The 24557-nt window shown below is 40.0% G+C and carries 22 protein-coding genes and 2 tRNA genes; 15 read left to right on the top strand and 9 right to left on the bottom strand.

The window, feature by feature from the left end:
- Window positions 1-49: 49 nt before the first annotated feature.
- Genes rpsF through rplI form a run of 3 tightly spaced genes read left to right on the top strand, consistent with a single transcriptional unit; the run spans window position 50 to window position 1125 of the window.
- On the top strand, window positions 50-406 hold the full coding sequence (gene rpsF / locus BLR37_RS23855; RefSeq protein ID WP_090773071.1) for a 30S ribosomal protein S6: 357 nt from the start codon (window positions 50-52) through the stop codon (window positions 404-406).
- Window positions 406-669, top strand: a complete 264-nt coding sequence (gene rpsR / locus BLR37_RS23850) for a 30S ribosomal protein S18 (protein WP_010599582.1) — start codon at window positions 406-408, stop codon at window positions 667-669. Before rpsF ends, rpsR begins: the two co-directional genes overlap by 1 nt.
- Window positions 670-681: 12 nt before the next feature.
- Entirely contained in the window at window positions 682-1125 is a 444-nt protein-coding gene (rplI, locus tag BLR37_RS23845; protein ID WP_039478206.1) for a 50S ribosomal protein L9, read from the top strand.
- A gap of 134 nt (window positions 1126-1259) precedes the next feature.
- Here rplI and BLR37_RS23840 read toward each other — a convergent pair whose 3' ends face one another.
- Both BLR37_RS23840 and BLR37_RS23835 read right to left on the bottom strand, forming a co-directional pair.
- The gene (locus tag BLR37_RS23840) at window positions 1260-1958 is read right to left on the bottom strand and encodes an SDR family oxidoreductase (RefSeq protein ID WP_090773069.1); all 699 of its coding nucleotides are present in this window, start codon (window positions 1956-1958) and stop codon (window positions 1260-1262) included.
- A gap of 30 nt (window positions 1959-1988) precedes the next feature.
- Window positions 1989-2795 (bottom strand): 3-keto-disaccharide hydrolase, encoded by an 807-nt coding sequence (locus tag BLR37_RS23835; RefSeq protein ID WP_039478316.1) that lies wholly within the window; start codon window positions 2793-2795, stop codon window positions 1989-1991.
- A gap of 140 nt (window positions 2796-2935) precedes the next feature.
- Here BLR37_RS23835 and mtgA point away from each other — a divergent pair, with 140 nt between their 5' ends.
- Window positions 2936-3664 carry a monofunctional biosynthetic peptidoglycan transglycosylase gene (mtgA, locus tag BLR37_RS23830; RefSeq protein WP_090773067.1) on the top strand — a complete coding sequence of 243 codons (729 nt, stop codon included), beginning with the start codon at window positions 2936-2938 and terminating at the stop codon, window positions 3662-3664.
- A gap of 68 nt (window positions 3665-3732) precedes the next feature.
- Here the strand turns inward: mtgA and BLR37_RS23825 are convergent, their stop codons facing one another.
- Window positions 3733-6147 carry an AsmA family protein gene (locus tag BLR37_RS23825; protein ID WP_167356674.1) on the bottom strand — a complete coding sequence of 805 codons (2415 nt, stop codon included), beginning with the start codon at window positions 6145-6147 and terminating at the stop codon, window positions 3733-3735.
- A gap of 114 nt (window positions 6148-6261) precedes the next feature.
- The gene (locus tag BLR37_RS23820) at window positions 6262-6741 is read right to left on the bottom strand and encodes an ABC transporter ATPase (RefSeq protein WP_090773063.1); all 480 of its coding nucleotides are present in this window, start codon (window positions 6739-6741) and stop codon (window positions 6262-6264) included.
- Between the two features lie 50 nt (window positions 6742-6791).
- On the opposite strand from BLR37_RS23820, the gene BLR37_RS23815 reads away from it, so the two are divergent.
- Complete coding sequence (locus tag BLR37_RS23815) at window positions 6792-7295, top strand: hypothetical protein (protein ID WP_090773061.1); 504 nt, start codon at window positions 6792-6794, stop codon at window positions 7293-7295.
- Window positions 7296-7721: 426 nt separating this feature from the next.
- Here BLR37_RS23815 and BLR37_RS23810 read toward each other — a convergent pair whose 3' ends face one another.
- Window positions 7722-8510: a (Fe-S)-binding protein gene (locus BLR37_RS23810; RefSeq protein ID WP_090773059.1), complete on the bottom strand. Its 789-nt coding sequence runs from the start codon at window positions 8508-8510 to the stop codon at window positions 7722-7724.
- 81 nt (window positions 8511-8591) lie between these two features.
- Window positions 8592-9887 (bottom strand): 4Fe-4S dicluster domain-containing protein, encoded by a 1296-nt coding sequence (locus BLR37_RS23805; RefSeq protein WP_090773057.1) that lies wholly within the window; start codon window positions 9885-9887, stop codon window positions 8592-8594.
- 230 nt (window positions 9888-10117) lie between these two features.
- On the opposite strand from BLR37_RS23805, the gene BLR37_RS23800 reads away from it, so the two are divergent.
- Window positions 10118-10190 (top strand) — tRNA-Phe (locus BLR37_RS23800).
- A gap of 343 nt (window positions 10191-10533) precedes the next feature.
- Window positions 10534-10606 (top strand) — tRNA-Phe (locus BLR37_RS23795).
- Window positions 10607-10655: 49 nt separating this feature from the next.
- Here BLR37_RS23795 and BLR37_RS23790 read toward each other — a convergent pair.
- On the bottom strand, window positions 10656-11096 hold the full coding sequence (locus tag BLR37_RS23790; protein WP_090773055.1) for an SRPBCC domain-containing protein: 441 nt from the start codon (window positions 11094-11096) through the stop codon (window positions 10656-10658).
- A 430-nt stretch (window positions 11097-11526) separates the two neighbouring features.
- On the opposite strand from BLR37_RS23790, the gene BLR37_RS23785 reads away from it, so the two are divergent.
- Window positions 11527-13125 (top strand): S41 family peptidase, encoded by a 1599-nt coding sequence (locus tag BLR37_RS23785; protein WP_167356673.1) that lies wholly within the window; start codon window positions 11527-11529, stop codon window positions 13123-13125.
- A 76-nt stretch (window positions 13126-13201) separates the two neighbouring features.
- On the opposite strand, the gene BLR37_RS23780 is transcribed toward BLR37_RS23785, so the two are convergent.
- The gene (locus BLR37_RS23780) at window positions 13202-13804 is read right to left on the bottom strand and encodes a hypothetical protein (RefSeq protein WP_090773053.1); all 603 of its coding nucleotides are present in this window, start codon (window positions 13802-13804) and stop codon (window positions 13202-13204) included.
- A 164-nt stretch (window positions 13805-13968) separates the two neighbouring features.
- Between BLR37_RS23780 and BLR37_RS23775 the strand changes: the two genes are divergently transcribed.
- Window positions 13969-14451 (top strand): GNAT family N-acetyltransferase, encoded by a 483-nt coding sequence (locus tag BLR37_RS23775; protein WP_090773049.1) that lies wholly within the window; start codon window positions 13969-13971, stop codon window positions 14449-14451.
- Between the two features lie 176 nt (window positions 14452-14627).
- Here the strand turns inward: BLR37_RS23775 and BLR37_RS23770 are convergent, their stop codons facing one another.
- Window positions 14628-17045, bottom strand: a complete 2418-nt coding sequence (locus tag BLR37_RS23770) for an outer membrane beta-barrel family protein (RefSeq protein WP_090773046.1) — start codon at window positions 17043-17045, stop codon at window positions 14628-14630.
- A gap of 207 nt (window positions 17046-17252) precedes the next feature.
- Between BLR37_RS23770 and BLR37_RS23760 the strand changes: the two genes are divergently transcribed.
- From BLR37_RS23760 to BLR37_RS23735, 6 genes are all read left to right on the top strand, one after another.
- A complete protein-coding gene (locus BLR37_RS23760; protein ID WP_090773042.1) occupies window positions 17253-18260 on the top strand; it encodes a sensor histidine kinase in 1008 nt (335 codons plus the stop codon).
- 47 nt (window positions 18261-18307) lie between these two features.
- A complete protein-coding gene (locus BLR37_RS23755; RefSeq protein WP_090773040.1) occupies window positions 18308-19039 on the top strand; it encodes a LytR/AlgR family response regulator transcription factor in 732 nt (243 codons plus the stop codon).
- Between the two features lie 305 nt (window positions 19040-19344).
- The gene (locus BLR37_RS23750) at window positions 19345-19821 is read left to right on the top strand and encodes a pyrophosphohydrolase domain-containing protein (RefSeq protein WP_244154748.1); all 477 of its coding nucleotides are present in this window, start codon (window positions 19345-19347) and stop codon (window positions 19819-19821) included.
- Window positions 19822-19824: 3 nt separating this feature from the next.
- Complete coding sequence (locus BLR37_RS23745; RefSeq protein WP_090773038.1) at window positions 19825-20676, top strand: alpha/beta fold hydrolase; 852 nt, start codon at window positions 19825-19827, stop codon at window positions 20674-20676.
- 517 nt (window positions 20677-21193) lie between these two features.
- Window positions 21194-22288: an L-rhamnose/proton symporter RhaT gene (gene rhaT, locus BLR37_RS23740; protein WP_039478237.1), complete on the top strand. Its 1095-nt coding sequence runs from the start codon at window positions 21194-21196 to the stop codon at window positions 22286-22288.
- Between the two features lie 31 nt (window positions 22289-22319).
- Window positions 22320-24440, top strand: a complete 2121-nt coding sequence (locus tag BLR37_RS23735; RefSeq protein ID WP_090773036.1) for a bifunctional aldolase/short-chain dehydrogenase — start codon at window positions 22320-22322, stop codon at window positions 24438-24440.
- Window positions 24441-24557: the final 117 nt, after the last annotated feature.

Raw genomic sequence — 24557 nt, 5'->3', positions numbered from 1 at the left:
CCCCGTAATATACCTCGGGATTAAAAAATTAAAAACATAATTAATAACAATGAATCAGTACGAAACTGTTATCGTTCTAACCCCGTTGTTATCTGAAGACGCAGCGAAAGAGGCATTAGCTAAATTCAAAGCGGTTCTTACTGATAACGGAGCCGAAATTATCCAGGAGGATAATTGGGGTTTGAGAAAATTAGCGTATCCAATTGACAAAAAGTCAAATGGTTTCTTCAACTTAACTGAATACAAAGCTTCAGGTGATTTGATCGCAAAATTAGAGCTTCAATTAAAACGCGATGAGCGTGTGTTACGTTTCTTAACTATCCGTTTAGACAAACACGCTGTTGCTTACAATGAGAAAAAGCGTAGTGGTGCTTTTAACAAAAAAACTAAGGAGGTTGCAGCGTAATGGCAAGAGAACAAATTCAATACGTAACTGCCCCTAAAGTAGAGGATAACCGTAAAAAATATTGCCGTTTCAAGAAAAACGGAATTAAATATATCGATTACAAGGATGCAAACTTCTTGTTGAAATTCATTAACGATCAAGGTAAATTATTACCAAGACGCCTTACTGGTACTTCGTTAAAATTCCAACGTAAAGTGGCTCAGGCTGTTAAACGTGCCCGTCACATCGGTTTGTTACCTTTCGTTGCTGATCAATTAAAATAGGAGGCTAGAGATATGGAAATTATTTTAAAACAAGATATTAAAGGCCTTGGTGAGAAAGATGATGTAGTTACAGTAAAGCCAGGTTTTGGCCGTAACTATTTAATCCCTCAAGGATTTGCTGCATTAGCTACTTCTTCTGCTAAAAAAGTATTGGCAGAAAACTTAAAGCAAGCTGCTTTTAAACAAGATAAAATTAAGAAAGATGCTGAAGGTGTTGCTGAGCGTTTAACTGCTGTTAAACTTTCAATTGGCGCTAAAGCTGGCGAAAGCGGAAAAATCTTCGGAGCGGTTAACACCATCCAGATTGCTGAAGCATTAAAAGCTCAAGGCTTTGATGTAGACCGTCGTCGTATTACTTTCGAAACTGAACCTAAATTTGTTGGCGAATATGTTGCTAACTTAAACTTACACAAAGAAGTTAAAGTTCAGGTTCCTTTCGAAGTAGTTGCTGAATAAGCATTCTTTAAGAATCATAAAAAAAGTCCTTTCAGTTTTCTGAAAGGACTTTTTTTATGAAATAGATTTGAGACGTGAGACATGCGAAATGCAAACTAAATCTCACATCTAATGTCTCAAATCTCAGATCTTTCCTATCCCTTCGGAGTGGTTGGTCTGATTTCTACCTTGCTTGGCAGTGTTCTTGCCGGCATGGCTAATAAATCTACCAGCAGTTTGCCCATATCTTCTGGCTGAATTTTCCAGGCATCTGCCTCGGCATCAGGATTGTGATCGTTAAAATGACTGGATACCGAACCCGGCATAATGGTACTTACTTTTACACCATATTTTCTTAAATCTAACATTACCGCCTGAGTAAAACCGGTTAAACCAAATTTACTGGCATTATAAGCCGAGCCTCCGGCAAAAAAGTTAGTGCCTGCCAGACTAGAAATGGTGAAAATATGCCCTTTCGTTTTTTTGATCTCTTCTACAGTAGCTTTAATGCTGTAAAAAACACCGGTTAAATTGGTATCGATAATTTCGTTCCATGAATTAATATCCAGCTCATCAATTGGTGCGAAATGTCCTACACCTGCATTGGCTATCAGTACATCAAGCTGTCCCCATTTCTGAATAATCAGGTCTACTGCTTCCTGCTGCGATTTGAAATCTTTAACATCTGCTTCAATGGCCAATACATCGCCATGCGCTACTAAACCGGCAGCGGCCTGGTTGGCTGCGTCAATTGTTCTGCTGGTGATGGCTACTTTATAACCGTCTTTTAAAAGGGCTTCGGCAACACCGAGCCCAATTCCTTTACTTCCTCCTGTAATTAGTGCAACTTTCATGTTCTCTTAACGTATATCTGTCAAAAATGTTTACTTAGATTTTGAGCTGGCAGGGATGGGGAGCTGTTTAATTTCGATATCTTTAAAATCAACAGGCTGACCTTCGCTTTGCAAGGCGATAAATCCCGATTTAAGCGCTTTGCCATCTATTTTAATTTTGGGGTCGAAACGGTTAGCTACGCCTCCGCCTATTTGTGGTTTGCTGTACTGCAGCACGGTATCGCCATTAATAATATGTGTAACCAGCGAATCGCCCAATACAATTAGCTCTGCCGATACCCACTGGTCGCCATCGTAAGTTTTCGATCTCGAATCTAAACAGTGCCCGGCGTACATTTTACCATTGTAGAAAATTTCGGTACCTGGTGAGCACATGTTACCGGTAGGGCGTGGCCTGCCATCGCTCAAACCACCTAAAAACTGCATTTCAATTGAAATTGGCCAATCCTGCTCTTTAGGCATGGTTTTCGGATCCTGCGAATGGAACATCACACCGCTATTGCGTAAAGTGTAGCCTGGTGCGCCTTTTTGCAGCTCACCAACCATACGGTATTTTAACTTTAGGTGATAGTATGAAAAAGGTGTTTTGTAGTAAAGGTGACCAAACTGATCATTAAAATCGCCATATTGATCGTAACGTACTTTTATAATGCCATCTTCTACGCGGAAAGTGTTTCCGAAGTTCACATTGTAATCGTGGTGGTGGATTTTAACATTCCAGTCTTTAATGTCTTTCCCATTGAAAAGTGAAATCCACTTTCCATTGCCAGTGGTGTTTTTTGTAGTGCTGCAACCCCATAAAAGGACCAACATAAAAAGGTATCCGATTTTCTTCATCTGTGTAAATTTGAAACCCCAAAATACAGAAAATCGGAGCATTAAATTTTATTTCAGTATTTAATTTACAAATCGGCCGTTGGTTAATAATTCTTTCAGCTTGCATTTTCCTTTTCCATCGCTTTAATTACCTTTGCGCTATGGCGAAAACCCGGACAACCAGAGCGAAAAGTAAAGCAAAACACCCGCTTTTAAAGAAGATTACCAAGATTGCATCGAAGGTATTTTTATACTTCCTGCTGGTTTCTGTTTTGTGGGTAATTGCGCTACGTTTTATTAATCCGCCAATTACCTTATTGATGGTTTTGCGTAACATTGAACGCAAAGCTGATGGAAAGCCTTTTAAAACTGAGAAAAAATGGGTTGATTTCGATGATATTTCGGATAACATGAAACGTGCCGCGGTATCGGCCGAAGATCAGCTGTTTTTAAAACATATTGGTTTTGATATGAAGGCTATCGAAAAAGCATTTGCCAGCAATGCCAAAGGCAAAAAAGTAAAAGGGGGGAGTACCATTTCGCAACAAACGGCTAAAAATGTTTTCCTATGGCCAGGCCGTTCGTGGATCAGAAAAGGTTTTGAAGCTTACTTTACCTTATTAATTGAACTCTTCTGGAGCAAAGAACGTATTCTGGAAGTTTATCTCAATGTAATTGAAATGGGAGATGGTATTTACGGTGCCGAGGCTGCAGCGCAGGAATACTACGGTAAATCCTGCACCAAATTAACCAAAAAACAAGCTGCCTTAATTGCCGCTTGTTTCCCTAATCCATTGCGTTGGACGCCTAAAAATGCAACACCATATATCAGGCACCGTCAGTATCTGATTTTAAGAAATATGAACAGGCTGGGGCCGCTTGATTTTTAGTCCTTAGTTTTCAGTCTATTTTTATTAGTAAGTAAGGAGACTCGGGACTAAAGACTTATGACTCACGACTAATCATGATCCTTATTCCATCTGATTTTGATCCCACCTTTTTCATCGTCAACTGCTTTCAGGTGCAATACAATACCACGCATGCGGGCTTCGCGCTTTTCCTGTTTGGTCAGGTTTTCATCTCCTTTGGGGTTTCTGAGTGGAATATCCATCGCTACATTGGTACCCGGACCTAAGGCATAAGTTCCTTTTACATTAAAGTTCAGTGCGCTTGAGCTGACCTGCATCGGGCTGATTTCAACCTTATCGCCATTAATATTTAAAGTACCATCGAGGTTTTTAATTTCTACGTTAGATAAATTCCGGTTGGCAAAGGCAAACTTGCCTACTTTAACCATAGGTTCGAAATTAACCAGCGCTGCATTATTGAGGTTAAATACCACCTTGCCATTAATGGAACGGGGTAAGATTTTACCGGTATGCGAAATACGGCCAGAGATATTCACCAGCGAAGACAAATAACCTTTCAGATTTTTATTGGTAATGGTGTTCTGCCCAAAATTATCAAAAGAGTAAAAGAAATCTTTAACGCTTACATGGCTGATTTTTGAATTGATTTTAAAGCTGTTTGAAGCGGCCTGCTGGATAATATTTCCATTAAGCGATAATTGACCACCTGCATGCGCTACGCTGATTTTATTGAAGAATATACCTCCGCCAAGTAAAGAAATATCAGCATCGAGGTTTTTGGCCATAAACTTCTCATAAATAGCTTTATTCACGGTAAGGCGGATATTCATTTGCGAAAGTTCTAATACGTTACTCAGTTCTTTCGAAACCACCTGCTTATTACCGCTTGATTTTGTTTTTTTAGCATTGCGCGGGCCTAAAAAAGGTAAAAACTCTTTTAAATAGAGTTGCGGACTGTTCATTTTAAGATTTACCAATATTTTTTCGGGGGCGGTATAATACAAATTGGCAAAGTTGGCAATGTCGCAGTTTACATTTAACTCGCTCTTACCCAGTTGGAAACGTCCGTTGCGGATGGATAAGTTATTTTGATTGAAATTGATATTCAAGGCACTTTTTACGAGGTGCAGATTACGCGGAATGTAAAGGATATCGGCATCGGCGATCTTTATTTCGCCTGAAACTACTGGTTTGGTAAACCTGAAGTTATCAATATCTGCCTGGCAGTACAGTCTTAAATCAGCTGTTCCGTTCTTGAACTCAAAATCGTTGGTTCCTAATGAATTGTTAAGGTTTGAAAGCGGAAACTGTGAGGTAACAAGTCCTGTTGCAATGGGGCGTGATAAGTTGTTAACCGTAAAGGTATCGATTTTTAGCGGTGCGTTGAAATACTTTGCAGTAAGCTTATGAAACTTGATAGCCGAGTTTTCATCGCCAATAATACCGCCAACAGTATCACGGTTAGTAAACGAGCCATCAAAATTACAAGCGGTTAATTTACCTGCCGGAATAGAAACCACATTATCCCTTACGGTTATCCCAACTTTAATCAGTGGGTCGCCGTATTTACCAGATCCATCGTCGATAATATTCCCCCTGATATCGATAGGTTTCTCTATGCCAAATTTCAGGAGTTTAGAAGAGATATTAGGTGCGAGCAGCAATGCAACATCTCTAAATAAAATGTCATCAACGGCAATGCTAATGGCAAATGCCGATTTATCCAGTTCTATTTGAGCGCCGATTTTAAATGGATGACCACCGATGTTTAAGATTTCAGGATCTAAAATTACCGCATCCAATTTACGGCTGTAGTGGGCAGAGAGCGTTCCGTCTAAGGTTTTATCTTTCAAAAAGCTGCCTTTACGGGTGTTGAAGGCGAAACTGTTAACCTCTGTTTTCAGTTTGATTTTGCCCGTCCAGCCGCTATCAGGATATTCCATGCGGCCTTGTACCTGGTCGATATTGAAATTAAAAAGCTTGTGGCGCTTTTTGTTATCAAGTACAAGATCTACCTTGTTAAAATCTATTTTCTTAATCTCCAGTGCAGAAGATTTAGGTGATGACTTTTTTTCTGAAGCAGGTTTGCTTTTAAATATACTGGTATTGCTATAGCCGGTAGAATCGGTATAAATGTAAATGGAGGCATTGTTAATGGCAATTTGTTTAATATTTACATTGCCCACAATAAGCGAAAGCACATTTAAAGATACATCAATATCCTGCGCTTTTAAGAGGTCGTGTTTATGTTGTGCCCACAAGCTATCTCTCAGCAATACGCCATTTAGCGATACCGAAACACCAGGAAAGCTTTTCAGCAGGGTAGGTTCCATGCTGGTGGCGGTTATTTCACCATTCAGATTTTTGTTCAGCTGCGAGAGGATAGAAGTAAGTACTTCTTTCTTATTGCGGCTAATGTAAAATGCGCCGGCAAGCCAGGTTAAAATAACCAGCACCACCAGAACAGCTAATATCTTTAAGGAAATTTTGAGCCAGCGTTTCATACACATTACTTTTGGTTTAACCAATATAATGCTTTTTGGCTGCTAATTGTTTGGAGGTTAACGAAAATTAACTAATAATAGAGTTGTAAGTTTTAAGAATTTTAATCAAAATTTTTAAAGCAGGTGCGCAAAAACAGAAGAGTGCCAGCTATTTTTAAATGGAACTTCCCATTTGCTATCCAACTCGGCCAGTGTTTGTACCATGTTGTTGAAAACAATCGTTTCTGGAGTAACCTGTTTAATGTTTACCAGTGTTTCGAAATCTTCTTTACCCTGAACTTTCACTTCATCGTCAACCCGGTAGGCGATGTTAAAGCGGTTAAAAAGATCGACATGATACTCATTTTCGATTTCTTTGATTAGTCTCACCGAACTATCAATAGAGCATCCGGTAACACCAGCCTGACTTTCATCAACGGTAAGGATAATAAAAAAGCCATAACGGATTTCGGCCTTTGCCAGCAATTCATTACCATGTGCTTTCCATTGGTTGGTAAAAGCAGCTAATTTATTCAGGATCTGGTTTTCTTCAACGGAAGTAAACTTACGATCGCTTTGGTAGATCCAAACTCTTGATTGTGGAGAAAAACTCATATACAAATTTATGATTTTAATTAATTTGCTGTGTTTAAAACGCTGGCCATATGAAAAAGTTTACACTTTGCTTGAAAATGTCGTTTATTTCGGCGCTTTGTGTGTTTTTTTATGCTTTTTCCAATCCCGACCCCTTAGAGCAATACGCTGGTTTCCTGCAAAAAACATTTACTGACCATTACGATTCGGCACAGGAAAACAACCAGATTAAGCGCTACGAGCTAAATGTTACTAACAATGGCTTTTGCCGTTACAAACGTTATTTTAATAACGGAAAAACGGAGTATTTCGCATTTAAGTTGTCGAAATTTAAAGATATGGATTATTATGGTAATACAGTGAGCGGTAAACTGTATCTGCATACCAAAGGAGATGATGTGATTGTGCAGACGTATAAGGACAGGGGAGGTGATGTAGATTCGATGGCCACGCAAGTTATTATTCCCCTTAAAAACATCGAGGCGGAAGATTTAAACCAGATCAGGGATAATTTGGAACAGATTGTTAAAATACCTGCCCAGCCAGCAAAGGAAGTGGCAAAAGTGGAGGAGTAGGAAACTGATTAGTTAGGGGTTAATTTCAAAATAGTACGCAACATTCCTTCGACAGGCTCAGGATTGACAGACTACGCAGAAAAATCATCTGTCTGTAGAGTTCCGAAGGGCTCTGCGGATTAAAGAATGAATAAGAGTCTATGACTCGTTTGTAATTATTGAGTTATAAACTCATCTTATTCACCATCCGTAGAGATGCTAAGCTCAACTCTACGGATAGAAACCTGATTAGTAGTTTTCCATTTCTGCGCATTCGGGGTCGTTGTGCATAAGCTTTAAGATTCCCATCCGATAGCTATCGGATCAAGCTGGGAATGACGATCTTGTTGTATGCTTCTGCTGCGAGAATATTCCTTTCAATAAAAAAAGTCTCAGCAATATGCCAAGACTTAAATTTCTTAATTGATTTATAGGGTTAATTTATAGCTACAAACCATTCGCTCTTGCGGTGATCTCAGCAATATCCAATACTTTAACTTCCTGTTCTTTATCTTTCAATTTAATACCATCACTAAGCATCGTCATGCAAAAAGGGCAACCTGCTGCAATAACTTGTGGATTGGTTTGTAAAGCTTCATCAATACGCTCAACGTTAATATCTTTGTTGCCTTTTTCAGGCTCTTTAAACATTTGTGCACCACCGGCGCCACAACATAAGCCATTGCTTTTGCAACGTTTCATTTCTACCAGCTGGGCATCTAACACTTCGAATGCTTTACGAGGTGCTTCGTAAATGCCGTTGGCACGGCCCAGGTAACAGGGATCGTGGTAAGTGATTTTTTTACCTTTAAAGCTTTCGCCACCTTCGGCTTTGAGCTTACCTTCGTTAATTAAATCCTGGATAAGTTGTGTATGGTGAATTACCTCGTAGGTGCCACCCAGCCCAGGATATTCATTTTTGATGGTATTGAAACAGTGTGGACAACCTGTTACGATTTTTTTGATATTATAGGCATTCAAAACCTCAATATTGGTCATGGCCTGCATCTGGAATAAAAATTCGTTACCTGCACGTTTAGCCGGATCGCCTGTACAGCTTTCTTCGGTGCCCAAAACAGCATATTTAATGCCTACATGATGTAAGATTTTGCAGATATCGCGGGTTATTTTCTGGGCACGTTCGTCGTAACTTCCTGCGCATCCAACCCAAAATAAAATTTCCGGTTCTTCACCAGCAGCCATTAACTCGGCCATTGTAGGTACTTTAAATTCCATTCCTTTTAGTATCTAGTATCAAGTATCGAGACCTGATGTAATTATTATTTTAATTCATTGCCAACTGGAAACTGCCAATTGCTAACTTTCCTGAGCCCAGTTAAAGCGGTCGGCTGGAGAATATTTCCACGGTGCCTGGTTGTTTTCAATATTACCCATCATGGCATTAATGCTTGCAGGTGCCTGCGATTCTTCCATCACCGCATAGCGGCGCAACTCTACAATAATCTGTAATGGATCTATATTAACCGGACAGGCTTCGGTGCAGGCATTGCAGCTGGTACAGGCCCATATTTCTTCCCTGCTGATGTAATCATCCAGTAAAGATTTACCATCCTGATGCTCAGCGCCATGTTTATCGATGTTTTGACCAACTTCGGTAATCCGGTCGCGGGTATCCATCATGATTTTACGTGGCGATAAAAGCTTGCCTGTAATATTTGCCGGACAAACCGAAGTACACCTTCCGCATTCGGTACAAGTATAGGCATTCATTAAGTTTACCCAGGTCAAATCTGTCACATCTTTTGCCCCAAATTTTCCCGGTTCACTTTCTGCTGGTACAAAAGAAGGATCGAGCATGGCTTTAACCTCATTAGTTACCGATGCCATATTGGTAAATTCACCTTTCGGCTCCAGATTAGAGAAATAAGTATTTGGAAAGGCAAAAATAATGTGGAAATGCTTAGAATAGGGTAGGTAATTCAGGAAAGCTAAAATACCAATAATGTGGAACCACCAACAGCTGCGCTCAATAATTACCAAAGCACTTTCGGTAGAAGGCAACAGATTGATTAAATACTGGCTTACCGGAAATGCACCTGCCTGTACATAGTGGCCTACACCCAGGCTTTGTAATTTTGCGTCAGCGGCATTCATCAGTAAAAAGGCGCTCATTAACAATATCTCGGTAATGAGGATGTAATTGGCATCTGATTTTGGCCAGCTTTTCATTTCCACACCACTGAAACGCTTCAATTTTAAAACATTTCTGCGGATCAGGAAAATGGCACATGAAACCCATACGGTAAGTGCAAGGATCTCGAAAGAGGCAATTAAAAAGTTGTATAGGCCACCCAGGCCATTAAAAATACGGTGGGTACCGAAAATCCCATCGATCATGATTTCGAGCACCTCAATGTTGATAATGACGAAACCAATGTATACGAAGAAATGGAGGAAAGCCGGAATAGGGCGTACCACCATTTTTGACTGACCAAAAGCTACACGTAACATCGTTATCCAGCGTTTTGCAGGCTGATCGTTGCGGTTAACTGCTTTCCCCAACCGGATATTACGGATAATTTTACGGAGGTTAATTGTAAACAGCGCAATTGCTGCAAGCGTAAGTACTAGAAAAAGGATCTGTGCTACCATGCAATTATTAGATTGTTAACGCTAAATTAGGATATTAATCTAAATAAAATACTATGCATGCATAAAAAAATAGATAAAATTGTTTGTTTGTATTCATTCTAAGCAGTTATGAAGGCCATTTTTTAAAAGTGCTAAAAATTAATTCGCTGATAATCAGTTGAGCAGTGAAATAATCGAAAAAAAGTTTTGCTTTTGAAAAAAGAACACTACATTTGCAATCCCAAACGGATGGTGCCATAGCTCAGTCGGTAGAGCAAAGGACTGAAAATCCTTGTGTCCCTGGTTCGAATCCAGGTGGCACCACTTCCAAAAGCCTTTCAGAAATGAGAGGCTTTTTTGGTTTTTAATCATTTTTAGCAGAATTGTGTTGGTTCGATATACCTGAAATAGCTTACATAGTTCTTAATATCCGGCGAATATCTGAGCCCATGTAAACTTCATTATGTTTTAGATCAGCATTAAAATCTTTAAATCTACAGAAAAGTGAAGTAAGGGCAAGTTTGCTTAATAAAATGAAAATATTTTTTCGGCGCATCTTGTTGCTTATCAAAAAGATGTGACTTCATGGTGCTGTTTCGAAGAAAAAAACTGAAATCCTTTTTTGGAATTGTGAAAAAGAACACTACATTTGCATTCCCAAACGGAGGGTGCCATAGCTCAGTCGGTAGAGCAAAGGACTGAAAATCCTTGTGTCCCTGGTTCGAATCCAGGTGGCACCACTTCTAAAAGTCTCGATGAAAATCGAGACTTTTTTGTTTTAAAGCTATTTTATGTTTCTACATGATATTCGCTTTCTGACATAGCTTTTACCTTTTTTAAGGCCGCAGGCCAGGTTTCGTTAAAATAATCCTTCCATTCTTCAACAATGCTCATATCAATGATAAGCTCAGTTTGCCCGTCTTTTTCTTTTAAGGTATAGTTCTCCAGCGATTCGCCCCAATCATGTAATTCTTCTTTGCCATCTTTTATCTCGCCTATATGCTTAATAGACATAAATTGATTGGGGATATTCTCGGCAATAACTGCTACCATTCCTGATCCTTTGCCATCCCCGAACACTGCCCTGCTTCCTTTTTTCCAATCGGTTTCTACGCTCGATCCTTCTGCAAAAACCGAAGTCCATTTCGGGTAGCTTTCTACACCAAATAATACATCCCAAACCTTTTCAGCACTGGCGTTAATACTGGTTTTAAATTCAATCTTTTCCATGGTTTTGATTTTAATTGTTTTCCATTATTACTTGATTAAACAAATTTGTAAAGTATTTGATTGATTTTTAAGGTGTAAAGACGACAAATTATGGGGGCAGAAGAGCTGAATATTTGTATGAACTTTGAAATTTGGGTTTTTGAACCATAAACCGTAAATCGACTGATTAAACCTTGCATTAATATTTAACATATTTTCACGATTATAATCTCAGGATTAAGTAATTTAATCGGTATATTTAGGTAATTCAACGATACATGTACTAAGCTGCACAATATTTTGGATTAAATTTAGTTGTTGCTTGGTGGGTTTTCAGTTAACAGTTCTCAGTAAAGCGTTTTTCGGGACTGTTTTCGGGCTTGACCATAAAACAATAAAACAACTTTATTGCATCCCTTTACGTATATACAACACCATGTTACCAACTTCCATGAGAAATAATAAATTTAACAGGCTGTTACTATTTGGCTTTTTGGGCCTCATGGCAACTGCTGCCTGTAAAAAAAGTAGTATTACCCCCGATGAGCCAGTTACGCCGACCGAAGTTACACCTCCAGGCACCCGCGAAGAGCTGACTAAGGATTCGATCTTTTTATATGCCAAAGAGCTGTATTACTGGAATACCTCTTTGCCCACTTACGAGACGTTTAAACCGCGCAGCTTTAGCTCAAACGAGGCCGAGCTATATGCTGTAACCCAATATTCGAACGATCCGACTACTGGGAAACCTTACGAGTACGTAAGCGGTTCTGCAGAGCCCAAATATTCGTTTTTTGATTACACGGCAGCTACTACCGGAAAAACCGGCGCTTTAAAGGCCGATGTGAATGGATCGGCAAATGATTATGGTTTTTCTATAAATTACAGCTCTACCGACGATTTAAGGGTGAAATATGTATATCCCAATTCTCCGGCGGCGCTGCAAGGGTTAACCCGTGGCTGCAGGATAACCAGCGTAAACGGCCGTACCAGTCTTACCTACAGTACTGCCAATGTTAGCTTCTTATACGATGCTATTTTTGGAACCAATCCTAGTGTAAGCCTCGGTTTTACCGATTTAAACAATAATACTAAAAACGTGGTGATCACAAGTACCACTTATACAGTCAACCCAATTTTATATACGCATGTGTATACTGTTGGGACTAAAAAGGTAGGTTATATTGTTTTTAACAGTTTTACCAACAATGCAACCGCTGGCTTAAACAGCGCTTTTGCTAATTTTGCCACACAAGGGGTAAGTGAGCTTATTGTCGATCTACGTTATAATGGTGGCGGATATGTATCTACTGCAACCCAAATCATTAACCTGGCGGCACCAATTGCGCAAAACGGTAACATCATGTTTACCTCGTATTACAACAGCTATTTACAAAATATTACTACCGCGCAGCGTAAAGCTTCTATTTTGGCTCATCAGCCTTTGCTGGATGATGCGGGTAAATTGCAGACTTTTACCTCGGGAGTTAATGGGAAATATGCTACATACGCCGATTTAAATTACTCGGCAAGCTCTGCCGATAATATCGAGCGATTTGCAAAATCGGGTAACCTGGCATTAAGCCGGATTTATTTTATTGTAACCGGCTCTACAGCTTCGGCAAGTGAGTTAACCATTAATAGCTTAAAGCCGGTAATGGATGTAAAACTGATTGGTAAAACGACTTATGGTAAACCAGTGGGTTTCTTTCCGATCAGGATTGATAAGCTGGATATGTATATTCCCGAATTTGAAACCAAAAACCAGGCCGGTGTTGGCGGATATTATTCTGGTTTAAGTGTGGATAAAGACGCTTACGAAGACTATAAAAAGGATTGGGGTGATGAAACCGAAACTTATTTATATTATGCATTGGCCTATGCCAACACAGGGGCTTTCCCGCTTACGGCACCAAAAACTGCCAGTTTAAAAACAAGCACTTTGCCGCTTTCTTCAACCTTATCAACCGAAGAGATTAAATCTGTTGATATGCGTTTAGACCCGAATGGGTTTAAAGGAATGATTATGACCCCACACGGAAAATTGTAAAAGATTGATTGAAACAATAAAAAAAGCGCGGTTAACTTAAATAATTAACCGCGCTTTCTTTTTGTAAGCCCAAAAGCTACAACAATATTTTACTGCTGATATCTTTATTGATGGTAATATAACCCGGGTATTTAAATGGAGTGTTACCTAACATAAAAGTTGGCTTAATTTTAATCGTCAATAAACCCAGTTTTTCATCTTTAGCTGATGATCCTTTTTGTGCAGCTTTTACAATGTCGTTAAATACATTGCCGTTTGATACCAGGCCATAAATATTGCTTACCAGTTGCACCGGAACGGTTACAGTCTGGCCTTGTGCAATACTTACCGTTTGATTAACCAAGCCTTCGGCTAAATCGGTATTGTTTACCAGTATTTTATATTCGAACTGGTTTATAGCAGCCAGGTTGCTGGATGGATTGCTGATTTCTAAATTAAGGTTGGCTTTTAAAGGGATATCTTTACGCAATAAACCCAATGCCACGCCCGGCAGGCTGCCAAGACTAAAACTTTGCTGGTCCATTAATTTCTTTACATCGGTGCCCGCAATAGATACCTGCTGAACGCCTGTAATTTTGTAGGTGCAGTTTTCCAGCGCTTTTATTTGCTGCGCCTGTTTATTAATGCCACAACCGAATACGGTAGTTACAAACAGGCAAATCATTAGTATGTTTTTCATGTTAATCATAACGCCAAAATAATAAAACTATTTTATTTGGCTTAATTGTTGAAACGCTTAAATGGAGTAACTGTTTTCTTCCCCTATACAAAGAGCCAGTTGCCTGATTTTTATACTACATATGAATTAACCCTATTTACAGTAATTTTGAAAGAAAAACAGTTATGTCCATTACAGTGAGGAAAATTGTTGCAGAAGATGATGCGGCTGCGGCAGAAATGATCAGAACAATTTTGCGCGAATTTAAGATAGACCGTCCGGGTACGGTTTATACTGATCCGACAACTGATCACTTATCCAAATTATTTGAGCGCCCTGAATCGGCTTACTGGATTGCCGAAGAAGATGGAGAAATATTAGGTGGCTGTGGCATTTATCCCACCTCAGGTTTACCCGAAGGTTGTGTAGAGCTGGTGAAACTTTATACTGCTGCATCGGCCAGGGGAAAAGGAATTGGTAAAATGCTGATGCAAAAAAGTATCGAATCGGCGCAGCATTTTGGCTACAATGAAGTTTACCTTGAGTCTTTCCCAGAGCTAACCACGGCCATCAATATGTACAAAAAGGCAGGCTTTATCACACTACCGGCTCCGTTAGGCAATTCGGGTCACTTTGCCTGTAATGTTTGGATGTTATTGGTATTGTAATTGGTTAATCGTTGAAACTGGTTAATCGGTTAACGGTTTGCAACTTTATAATTGGTTAACTGTCTTGCAACTCTATAATTGATTAATTGTTGAAACTGGTTAACTGTAGATACTCCTACAATTAACCAGTTAGCCGATTTATACAGTTAACCAAATAGATCAGTTAACCAACTAATTTAGTTGCCTCCCACACGGTTTTCCTCCTCACGGGTACCGGTACTTCTGTTGCGTGCGGTTTTAATTTTCATATTGCCGAATTTGTAAGTGAAACTCAGGTTTACCCTGCGACTTTCCCATTCATTTTTCCAGTAGGTTTTAATGTTATTGTATTCGAGGTTAGCCCTGAAGGCACTGGTGTTAAAAATATCATTCACTTTTAAGGCCAGCGTTGCATTCTTGTTCCAGAATAATTTTTTTGCCCCGATATTGAGCTGATAGCTACCTAAACTGTGGAAAAGACCGGAAACGGATGGCGAATCGTAATAAGCATAGGTGGTTAAGCTATAATTTTTAGGTAAAGTGATGGTGTTATCCATCATTACCGACCAGTTCCACGAAAAAGCATTAAAGCCATTGCCCTGCACAGCAGATTGTGTGCGGTTAAAACCAGCCGAAACTTCGGTATTGTTGTTCCACCATTTGGTGATATCAATCGGGCTTCCGGTTGCCATGTAAAAATTGGTGGTGCGGTTCAGGTTTTCCGGTCTCGAAATACTTTCTTTAGTAGCATCGTTCTGATAAACCACTTCCCACATAGATCCGTTATTTACCGAATAACTTAAAGTTAATACCCTGAAGCTTTTGAGCGAATAATTCAATTCGAAACCATTGGCATAAGACGGTTGCAGCAGTGGATTGCCCTGCAAAGCTGTATATGGATCGCTGTAAAAAGTAAATGGATTTAAACTGCGATACGATGGCCGGTTAATGCTTTTGCGGTAAGCAGCGGTAACCAGGTTGTTCGAATCAATTTTGAGGGATACAAAAACGGTTGGGAAAAGCTTCCAGTACTTTCTGTCAATTAAAGTGCTGGTGCCCGAAGATATACCCTTACCCAATGTTTGCTCTGCCCGAAGACCTGCTTTAATCTGGATGTTTTTAAAGCTTTGATCTAAAGAAAGGTAAGCCGCATTAATGTTCTCGCGGTATAAGAACTGGTTGGTACGACGGGGATCGTTTATCCATCCAGCAGTTTTTAACGAATCGAAACGCACATCGCTTTCGGATTTTATCCAGCTGCTTTTCCAACCGGTTTCCATTTTAAAGGTTTTGTTAAAGTTTAGGGTATAATCGGCTTTTACCGAATAGATAGCAACATTACCCATGCCCATATTGCGTAAATCGATGGGATTGCCCATTATGTTATCATTTACATCAAAATAGGTATTGGTAAAAGTTTCATTTTTACTGTTATCGTACCGGACATAATCGGCATCGAAGCCAAGTTCGCCACCCAGACTATCGGTTTTATAGCGGTAATTCAGGTTTAAAGCATGATTCTTCTCTGTGTTGGATTGTGGATTAAACATTGCAGTTGACCCCATTTTTGCACCTGTAGCACTGTAATTAATGGAGTTGCTGTTTACTTTGGTTTCTTCGGGTGCAGTAAATCCCTTCACCATTACGCCTAAGGTATGTTTATCATTGATAAAATAATCGGCACCGGTAGAGTAGTTGAGGCTATTGGTAACCGGGTGCCAGAAATTAAGCTGGTTATATTGTTCGGCGCCAATGGTGCGGTTTAAGGTTAAGCGGTTGTAAGAATTATAATGTCCGGCGTTTAGGCGCAGGTAGGTACTCACCTTACCGATATTGTAATTGAGGTTGGTACCGGCGTTCACTTTCTCGTACCTGCCGTAGCCACCGCCAAGGTTCATGTTGCCGTTAAAACCCTGCATGCTGTTTCTTTTCAGTTTAATATTGATAATTCCTGCCGTACCTGCCGCATCAAAAGAAGCGGGTGGGTTCGAGATCAGTTCAATTTTGCTCAGTACCGTTGCAGGCAGCGATTTCAGATAGGTGGTTAATTCCTGACCGCTCATGTAGCTCATCTTGCCATCAATCATCACATTAATGCCGCTTTTACCTTTCAGCACAATATTATCATCCTTATCCAGCTTTACGCCCGGCGACCGGCTGATGACTTCCAATGCATTGTCGCCGGCAGTATTCATCTGTTCTACATTTACAATAACCCGGTCGGCTTTTTGGTCGATAACCGGCATTTTGGAAATGATATTCACCTCTTTTAAGTTCTGGCTGTGATCGGCTAAAGTAAGCGCAGGAACCCGAACAGCAGCTGCCTTTACTTCAAAAGGATCCGATTGGTTTTTTTGATAACCCATCATCAGTGCCTTAATCAGGTAACGGCCCGCTTTAACATTGCTAAATTCGTATACACCTTGCTGATTGGTGGCCTGTAATCCAACCGAAGCCGAATCGGGCAGGCGGATGAGGGCAACTGAGGCATAATCCAATGGCTTATTGCTTTTGTCGGTTATCGTTCCTGATATTTTGGTGTTTTGTGCCCAGGCTGTTTGAATGCCTGAAATCAGTAATATAAAAAGAGCAGTTTTAAATAAGCGGTTCATCATGGGGTTTGTTTTATAATTTGATGTTCCAAAGATGCGGTGGCTGCGTTGGCCAACAAATTATATCATCCCAACCACCCGAAATATTATCCCAACAGGTTTTAGTACCTGAAACAGCTTTCGTACTAAAAAAGCAAGGTTTGGGATAAATATTTACTGGTTTGGCATAAGAAAATAGGTGGTTAAAAATGCTTTGTATAGTTTTAGGGCATGAAAACATTAAAAACGGTTGCACTACATATACTTTGCTGGGTACTGGTTCTGGGTTATTTTTACGGTGGCTCGCTCATACAAGGCATTACTTTAAGAGAATCGGCCTTTAGCATCTCCATGAACTTTATACAGATCATTGAGTTTTACATCTGCTATCTGTGGGTATATCCGCGTTTTTTGAAAAAAGGTAAAACCCCTCAGCTCATTGGCGGCATTGTACTTACCATTGCCATATTTATTGCTTTAAGATATCTGATTGAGGAAGTTTTGTATTTAAAATGGTTCGGTTTTCATAACTATGCAGAGGGTACAACAGCATGGCACTACATTTCTGATAACATTTACTGGAGTTTAGCCTTTATAGTGGTGCCCGCTGCGGTTTATGGTATCGAACAGAGTTTTAAATCGGAGCAGGTAAACCGGAAACTTAAAGAAGAAGTGGTTAAAGCTGAACTTTCCTTCCTCAAATCGCAGATTAATCCACATTTTTTGTACAACACCTTAAATTATGTGTATTCGCTGGCTATTCCGGTTTCGGATAAACTAGCCAATGCGGTTTTGCGTTTATCTGATTTGATGCGCTATACCTTAAACGATAGCCCGGATGGAAAAGTGAGCTTAGATAAAGAAGTAGGCTATTTGGAAAGTTATGTTGAACTGTTTAAAATGCGTTTCGAGCCCAATTTCTTTGTGAGTTTTACCTCAGAAGGAGTTAGTGATCAGAAAATTGCTTCATTGATTTTAATTCCCTTCGTTGAAAATGCCTTTAAGCATGGTGTGGTAAACGATGAAAAGCAACCCGTGCGCATTAAACTTAAAGTACAGCAAAAACGCCTGAGTTTTGAGGTGAGCAATAAGATCAGTCATGCACAAAAAGACCATAGCAGTGGGGTAGGCATGGTAAATGTACACCGCAGGTTAGATCTCATTTATCCTGACCAACATGAATTGCTGATTTCTAATAACGGCAATACCTATAAAAGTACCTTGATTTTGAATCTCTAGCAGATAATTAGTATCATTGAAATTATTACCTAAACCCTAAGCCCAACATGATCCGTTGCCTTGCTGTTGATGATGAATCTTACGCCTCAGATATTATTGCGGCCTTTATCAATAAAACCCCTTTTCTTGAATTGGTTGGAACCACTACCAATGCCTTTGAGGCGCTGAATATGGTGCAGGAAGGTAAGGTTGATCTGGTTTTTCTTGATATCCAGATGCCTGAATTAACCGGGATCCAGTTTTTAAAGATTTGTGGAGGCAAATGCAAAGTGATTTTAACTACAGCATATCCCGAATATGCGTTGGAGGGCTTTGAACTCGATGTGGTTGATTACCTGCTTAAGCCCATTTCTTACGAGCGGTTTTATAAAGCAGCCTCAAAAGCGCAGCAAATTATAAATCCGGTACCAGTGGTTCAACCTGAAATGATACAACAGGTGGCACCAGGCAACGACTTTATTTTTATTAAAGGCGATACCAAGAATAAATTCATCAAAGTAAACTACGATGATATTTTGTACATAGAAGGACTTAAAAACTACGTTTCTGTGTACACTGCCACACAGCGGATTATTACCTACCAGGCCCTGCGCGAGCTGGAAACACAATTGCCCAAGCCACCCTTTTACCGCGTTCATAAATCGTACATCATATCGATTGAGAAGATTAAAATGATTGATGGTAATACGGTTTTTATTAATGATGAAGCCATTCCTGTTGGCGAAACCTATAAAGAAGAGTTTTTTAAGGTAATCAGGGAAGGGAAGAAGCATGGATAGGTTAACTGTATAAATCGGTTAACTGGTTAATTGTTATGATGAACTTACAGTTAACCAGTTTCAGCAATTAACCGATTAACCAATTACGATTGTTCCATTGCTAAATTGTTCGATTGTAGGGATTGACCTCCAATTCAGTATTTCCACCTTAATTTTCTTAATCTCTTAATGGTAAAAATCTTTAAAGATTATCTCCAGGTGACCAGTTTAAACAATTAACCGATTAACCCCAGGAAGTGTGCATAAAATCTCCCGATTATTTCTTTCTATTTTTTTAAGTTTGCTGCACAAAGATTAAATAGAACATGAGCATGCAAGAAACCAATTCGCTAAACCAGGTTGCCGAATTCCACACTACTTTTAAACACCCTATTCTCGAAAATCCGGTTATCCCTTCAAAGCAAAGGGCTAATTTGCGTATTTCGCTTTTGGCTGAGGAGTTAAAAGAATTGCAGGAAGCGGTAGAAAATGATGATTTGGTAGAAGTTGCCGATGCATTGTGCGATTTGCAGTATGTTTTGGCCGGTGCAATCCATGAATTTGGTTTGGGTGGAAAGTTTAAAACGTTATTTGACGAGGTACACCGCTCAAACATGAGTAAAGCCTGCAAAACCATCGAAGAGGCCGAAAATACCATTCAGTTCTATTTAGATAAAGACGGAACAGAATCTTATTATAAAGAAATCGACGGATTATTTCTAGTATTCCGCAAATCAGACGATAAAACGTTGAAATCCATCAACTATTCGCCTGCTGATTTAAAATCACATTTAATTTATTAAGCTTTGAAAAGGCTAAAGCAGCTAATTGGCGATTTGAAGCAGCAACAGGGTAATCCCGATGCTGCTTTAATGCGCGAGTTTATTTTTTACTCGCCTAAAATGCCGCTACGCCTGCATCAGGAGCAGCTTATCGCCGAATCGAAGCAATTTAGTCTGCCCGTTTTCGATACCTATTTTACCCGTTCCGAAATCAGCATCAATTGTTTTAGCTGGGGCAAAGGTAAAAGGAAAGTGTTGCTTACCCATGGCTGGGCTTCAAAAGCACTCGATTTTTACGAGCTTATTTTAGCCCTTTTAAAAAATGATGACCTGGAAGTGATCGCTTTTGATGCGCCGGGCAATGGGAGTTCTGTTTCGGAATTTTCGAACCTGATGCTCTATGCCGATTCGGTAAAATCAATTGCACTTAATTATGCACAGCCCGATGTGCTTATCGGGCACTCGCTGGGCGGAATGGCCAATGTTATTGCCGTGCAGGAGCTGGCTATACAACCACAATTGCTGGTTAGCATTGCTCCTTTAATTCGTCTGAAAGAGAATTTTGAACAAAGTCTCGATTCGGTAAACATTGCCAGCAAAGACCAGGCAATTTTCTTTGCTAATTTTGAGCAGGAGTTCCCGGTTCCGGCCAGTTATTTTAATTTGACGAATTTATATCAGTTAAAAAACGATATTAATCACTTTCTGGCTTTCGATCCCGAAGACCATATTTCGCCCTATCCGTTTCTGAAAGAATTTTTAGATAAATACCCTTCTATCACCTCCAAATCATTCGAAGATGTTGGGCATTATAAAATCCTTAAATCGGTTGAAGTAATCGAAGATATTGCGCACCAGATTCAAGTATTAAGTTAATTTTTCTGTTTTTAATTTCATTTGGTACCACCCATGGTGTGATGGTTTCAAAGTAACTTTGATTTGACGCCACCCATGGAGGGAAGGTTTCAAAGTAAATAAGCTGAATTACCTAAAGTAAGGGCCTTTAAATTAATCTTATCTGTCTTTAATTGTGCTGTCAGCTGTTTCCAGCTGACAGTCTTGTACGCTCAGCACCTTTGTGGTTATTAAACAAAATTAAGACCTTAGCTGTTCTAAGGTGTCTTAGGTGGTGAAAAAAACTTTGTGCTTTCAGGTTTACCATCTGACAGTTCTCAAATATTGCTTTTAATCCAGTTGGTTTCACGAACTCCATCTACATATTATCTCCCGCTGATTTCGCGGATCACCGCAGAGATTGAATAATCTTTCTTGAATATCCTCATATGTCTTAAATGGTGAAAAAATGTTCTACCCTTTTTAAATCCATAACAGTGCATGACAGTTAAAGCTGCTGTAAATTCTATTTTAGGGCAACCAAATATTAATTAACAGCATGCAGGCAATTTTAGGCGTTATTTTTCATTTCTTCGGTGGTTTCGCCTCCGGAAGTTTTTACATTCCTTATAAAAAAGTTAAAGGTTGGGCCTGGGAAAGCTATTGGATCGTTGGCGGGATATTTTCCTGGTTGATTGTTCCACCGCTGGCAGCTTATTTAACTATCCCGAATTTTAGCGCGATCATCAGCAGTACCAATGGCAGCATTTTATGGCTCACATATTTTTTTGGCGTGCTTTGGGGTATTGGTGGCCTTACTTACGGCTTAGGTGTTCGTTACCTGGGCGTATCGTTGGGCAGTAGCATCATTTTGGGCTTATGCATGGTTTTGGGCTCTATTTTGCCTTCCATCTATTTCGATTTTTTTCCGCAAGCCGGTAAAGATACTTTCACCATGTTTTTGCAAACCGATTGGGGTCGCATGGTTTTACTGGGTTTACTGGTATGTGTGCTGGGGATTGTGATTTGCGGCAGGGCCGGAATGATGAAGGAAAAGGAAATGAAAACCGATATTACCGATCCGCATGGTATGGAGGTAAAAACCGAATATAAATTTGGTCTGGGTTTATTTGTAGGGATCGTTTCAGGCGTGTTAAGTGCTTGTTTCAATTTTGGTATCGAAGCCGGTAAACCCATGGCCGATGCAGCCAATGCCATCTGGAAAGCCGCTAACCCTGCCGAAACGGGTAATTTTCTTTTTCAAAACAACGTTACTTATGTAATTGTGCTTTGGGGCGGACTTACCACTAATTTTATCTGGTGTATGGTGCTTAATGCCCGCAACAAATCATTTGGCGACTATACCAATAAAACAACCCCGCTCTTAAAAAATTATATTTTCTCAGCCCTGGCTGGTACCACCTGGTTCCTGCAATTCTTTTTTTACGGGATGGGCGAAAGTAAAATGGGTAACGGTGCCAGCTCGTGGATTTTACACATGGCCTTTATCATCTTAATTGCAAATGTTTGGGGGCTGATATTAAAAGAATGGAAAGGCGTGTCGCGCAAAACACTTGTAACGGTTTTGGTGGGTATAGTAACCATCATTCTTTCGGTGCTCATTGTGGGATACGGCAACTCAATAAAAGGTTAATCAAATAGAAAAATTTAAATAGAATAATATAATGTCAATCGATACGAAAAGTTATAAGCATGTAAGCTACTTGTGGGATGAAGAAGAAGCTGCAAAACTGGCTGGTGATGAAGTTGCTTTGTTAATCTACCGCTCAAATTTATTGGGTGCAGATTTACGCCTTACCAATTACGGAGGTGGCAATACTTCTTGTAAACTGTTGGAAAAAGATCCGCTAACGGGCCTTGAAACCGAGGTGATGTGGGTAAAAGGTTCTGGTGGCGATTTAGGTACCTTAAAGAAAAGCGGTTTGGCTGCTTTATATGTAGACCGTTTACGCAGCCTGAAAAACATTTACCGCGGGGTGGCTTACGAAGATGAGATGGTTGAATTGTTTAATCACTGCATTTTTGATTTAAGCTCTAAGGCACCGTCAATTGATACCCCTTTACATGGTTTCTTACCTTTCAAACATATCGATCACCTGCACCCTGATGCCGCCATTGCCATTGCAGCAGCAAAAGATGGTAAACGCATTACGCAGGAATTGTTTAATGGTACCATTGGTTGGGTTGAATGGAAAAAACCAGGTTTTGAGCTGGGTTTACAGTTAAAGCAGTGCTTAGATGAAAACCCAGGTATCCGCGGTATTATGTTAGGTTCGCACGGGTTATTTACCTGGGGCGATACCGCTTACGAAAGTTATTTAAATACTTTAGAAGTAATCGAAATTTGTTCAGATTACCTTAGCCAGAATTATGGTAAAAAGGGCCCTGTTTTTGGTGGACAGAAAATAGAAAGTGCAGAAGCAGATCAACGTAAAAAACAAGCCGCTGCATTGGCACCGGTTTTACGTGGTTTATGTTCTTCAAAGCAGCACATGATTGGTCATTTTACCGACGATACACGTGTTTTGGAGTTCATTAATTCGAACGATTTGGGCCGTTTAGCGCCAATGGGAACCAGTTGTCCTGATCACTTTTTGCGTACCAAAATCAGTCCGCTGGTTTTAGATTTAGCCAGCGATGCCGATTTATCGGATGTTAAGGCATTGAAAGAAACTTTGGAGCCCGCTTTCGAAGCTTACAGAGCCATGTATACCGATTATTATGAAACCTGTAAGCATCCAAACAGTCCAGCTATTCGCGATACCAACCCTGTTGTAATTTTATACCCGGGTATTGGTATGTTTACTTTCTCAAAAGATAAACAAACGGCAAGGGTTGCGGCAGAATTTTACATCAATGCCATTAATGTAATGAAAGGTGCTGAAGCTGTTTCTGAATATACTTCTTTACCACACCAGGAAGCTTTTAATATCGAATACTGGTTGCTGGAAGAAGCCAAATTACAGCGTATGCCTAAACCTAAACCGCTTACCGGTAAAATTGCTTTAATTACAGGCAGTGCCGGTGGTATTGGTAAGGCCATTGCTAAAAAGTTCGTGGCAGAAGGTGGTGTGGTTATTTTAAACGACATGAATGCCGAGCGTTTGGAAGAAGCAGGTAAAGAATTTGCGGCACAGTTTGGAAAAGATTCGTACAGTACAGCCATTCTGGATGTAACCAGCGAAGCAGACATTAAAAATGCTTTCGATGCCGCTGCACTGGCATTTGGCGGGGTAGATATTATTGTAAACAATGCAGGTTTATCGATTTCTAAAACCATTGCCGACCATACCGAGAAAGACTGGGATCTTTTATATGATGTTTTGGTAAAAGGACAGTTTTTTATCACCCAGGCTGCAACAAATACGATGCAAAAGCAAAATATCGGTGGCGATATTATTAATATTGTAAGTAAGAATGCTTTAGTTAGCGGACCAAATAATGCAGGTTACGGCAGTGCGAAAGCAGCGCAGTTACATTTAAGCAGATTAAACGCTGCTGAATTGGGTGCCGATAACATCCGGGTAAATGTGGTTAACCCTGATGCGGTAATCAGCGATAGCAATATCTGGGCTGGTGGATGGGCCGAAGGTCGTGCCAAAGCTTATGGAATTACCGTGGCCGAGTTACCTGCTTACTACGCAAAACGTACATTGCTTAATCAGATTATATTACCGGATGATATTGCGAATGCCTGCTTTGCCTTTGTTGGTGGCTTGTTGCAAAAATCAACCGGCAATGTGCTTAATGTAGATGGCGGTGTAGCCATGGCATTTGTAAGATAATAAAAATGTAACCACAGATAAAAAGGATGCACACAGATGAAATTTGATCTATCGATTGGTGTCCCCATCAACTGAAATAAATGCAGCAATACAAATCTGTATTTATCTGTGTGCATC

The sequence above is a fragment of the Pedobacter soli genome (genome assembly GCF_900101435.1).
Lineage (GTDB): Bacteria > Bacteroidota > Bacteroidia > Sphingobacteriales > Sphingobacteriaceae > Pedobacter > Pedobacter soli.
The sequence above is the reverse complement of the archived record's forward strand: the minus strand, read 5'-3'. Positions and strand labels throughout refer to the sequence as shown.

What these genes read in the sequence shown, in the direction of transcription:
- rpsF (WP_090773071.1), top strand. Translation starts at nt 50, where the DNA reads ATGAATCAGTACGAAACTGTTATCGTTCTAACCCCGTTGTTATCTGAA.
- rpsR (WP_010599582.1), top strand. Translation starts at nt 406, where the DNA reads ATGGCAAGAGAACAAATTCAATACGTAACTGCCCCTAAAGTAGAGGAT.
- rplI (WP_039478206.1), top strand. Translation starts at nt 682, where the DNA reads ATGGAAATTATTTTAAAACAAGATATTAAAGGCCTTGGTGAGAAAGAT.
- BLR37_RS23840 (WP_090773069.1), bottom strand. Translation starts at nt 1,958, where the DNA reads ATGAAAGTTGCACTAATTACAGGAGGAAGTAAAGGAATTGGGCTCGGT.
- BLR37_RS23835 (WP_039478316.1), bottom strand. Translation starts at nt 2,795, where the DNA reads ATGAAGAAAATCGGATACCTTTTTATGTTGGTCCTTTTATGGGGTTGC.
- mtgA (WP_090773067.1), top strand. Translation starts at nt 2,936, where the DNA reads ATGGCGAAAACCCGGACAACCAGAGCGAAAAGTAAAGCAAAACACCCG.
- BLR37_RS23825 (WP_167356674.1), bottom strand. Translation starts at nt 6,147, where the DNA reads ATGAAACGCTGGCTCAAAATTTCCTTAAAGATATTAGCTGTTCTGGTG.
- BLR37_RS23820 (WP_090773063.1), bottom strand. Translation starts at nt 6,741, where the DNA reads ATGAGTTTTTCTCCACAATCAAGAGTTTGGATCTACCAAAGCGATCGT.
- BLR37_RS23815 (WP_090773061.1), top strand. Translation starts at nt 6,792, where the DNA reads ATGAAAAAGTTTACACTTTGCTTGAAAATGTCGTTTATTTCGGCGCTT.
- BLR37_RS23810 (WP_090773059.1), bottom strand. Translation starts at nt 8,510, where the DNA reads ATGGAATTTAAAGTACCTACAATGGCCGAGTTAATGGCTGCTGGTGAA.
- BLR37_RS23805 (WP_090773057.1), bottom strand. Translation starts at nt 9,887, where the DNA reads ATGGTAGCACAGATCCTTTTTCTAGTACTTACGCTTGCAGCAATTGCG.
- BLR37_RS23790 (WP_090773055.1), bottom strand. Translation starts at nt 11,096, where the DNA reads ATGGAAAAGATTGAATTTAAAACCAGTATTAACGCCAGTGCTGAAAAG.
- BLR37_RS23785 (WP_167356673.1), top strand. Translation starts at nt 11,527, where the DNA reads ATGAGAAATAATAAATTTAACAGGCTGTTACTATTTGGCTTTTTGGGC.
- BLR37_RS23780 (WP_090773053.1), bottom strand. Translation starts at nt 13,804, where the DNA reads ATGAAAAACATACTAATGATTTGCCTGTTTGTAACTACCGTATTCGGT.
- BLR37_RS23775 (WP_090773049.1), top strand. Translation starts at nt 13,969, where the DNA reads ATGTCCATTACAGTGAGGAAAATTGTTGCAGAAGATGATGCGGCTGCG.
- BLR37_RS23770 (WP_090773046.1), bottom strand. Translation starts at nt 17,045, where the DNA reads ATGATGAACCGCTTATTTAAAACTGCTCTTTTTATATTACTGATTTCA.
- BLR37_RS23760 (WP_090773042.1), top strand. Translation starts at nt 17,253, where the DNA reads ATGAAAACATTAAAAACGGTTGCACTACATATACTTTGCTGGGTACTG.
- BLR37_RS23755 (WP_090773040.1), top strand. Translation starts at nt 18,308, where the DNA reads ATGATCCGTTGCCTTGCTGTTGATGATGAATCTTACGCCTCAGATATT.
- BLR37_RS23750 (WP_244154748.1), top strand. Translation starts at nt 19,345, where the DNA reads ATGAGCATGCAAGAAACCAATTCGCTAAACCAGGTTGCCGAATTCCAC.
- rhaT (WP_039478237.1), top strand. Translation starts at nt 21,194, where the DNA reads ATGCAGGCAATTTTAGGCGTTATTTTTCATTTCTTCGGTGGTTTCGCC.
- BLR37_RS23735 (WP_090773036.1), top strand. Translation starts at nt 22,320, where the DNA reads ATGTCAATCGATACGAAAAGTTATAAGCATGTAAGCTACTTGTGGGAT.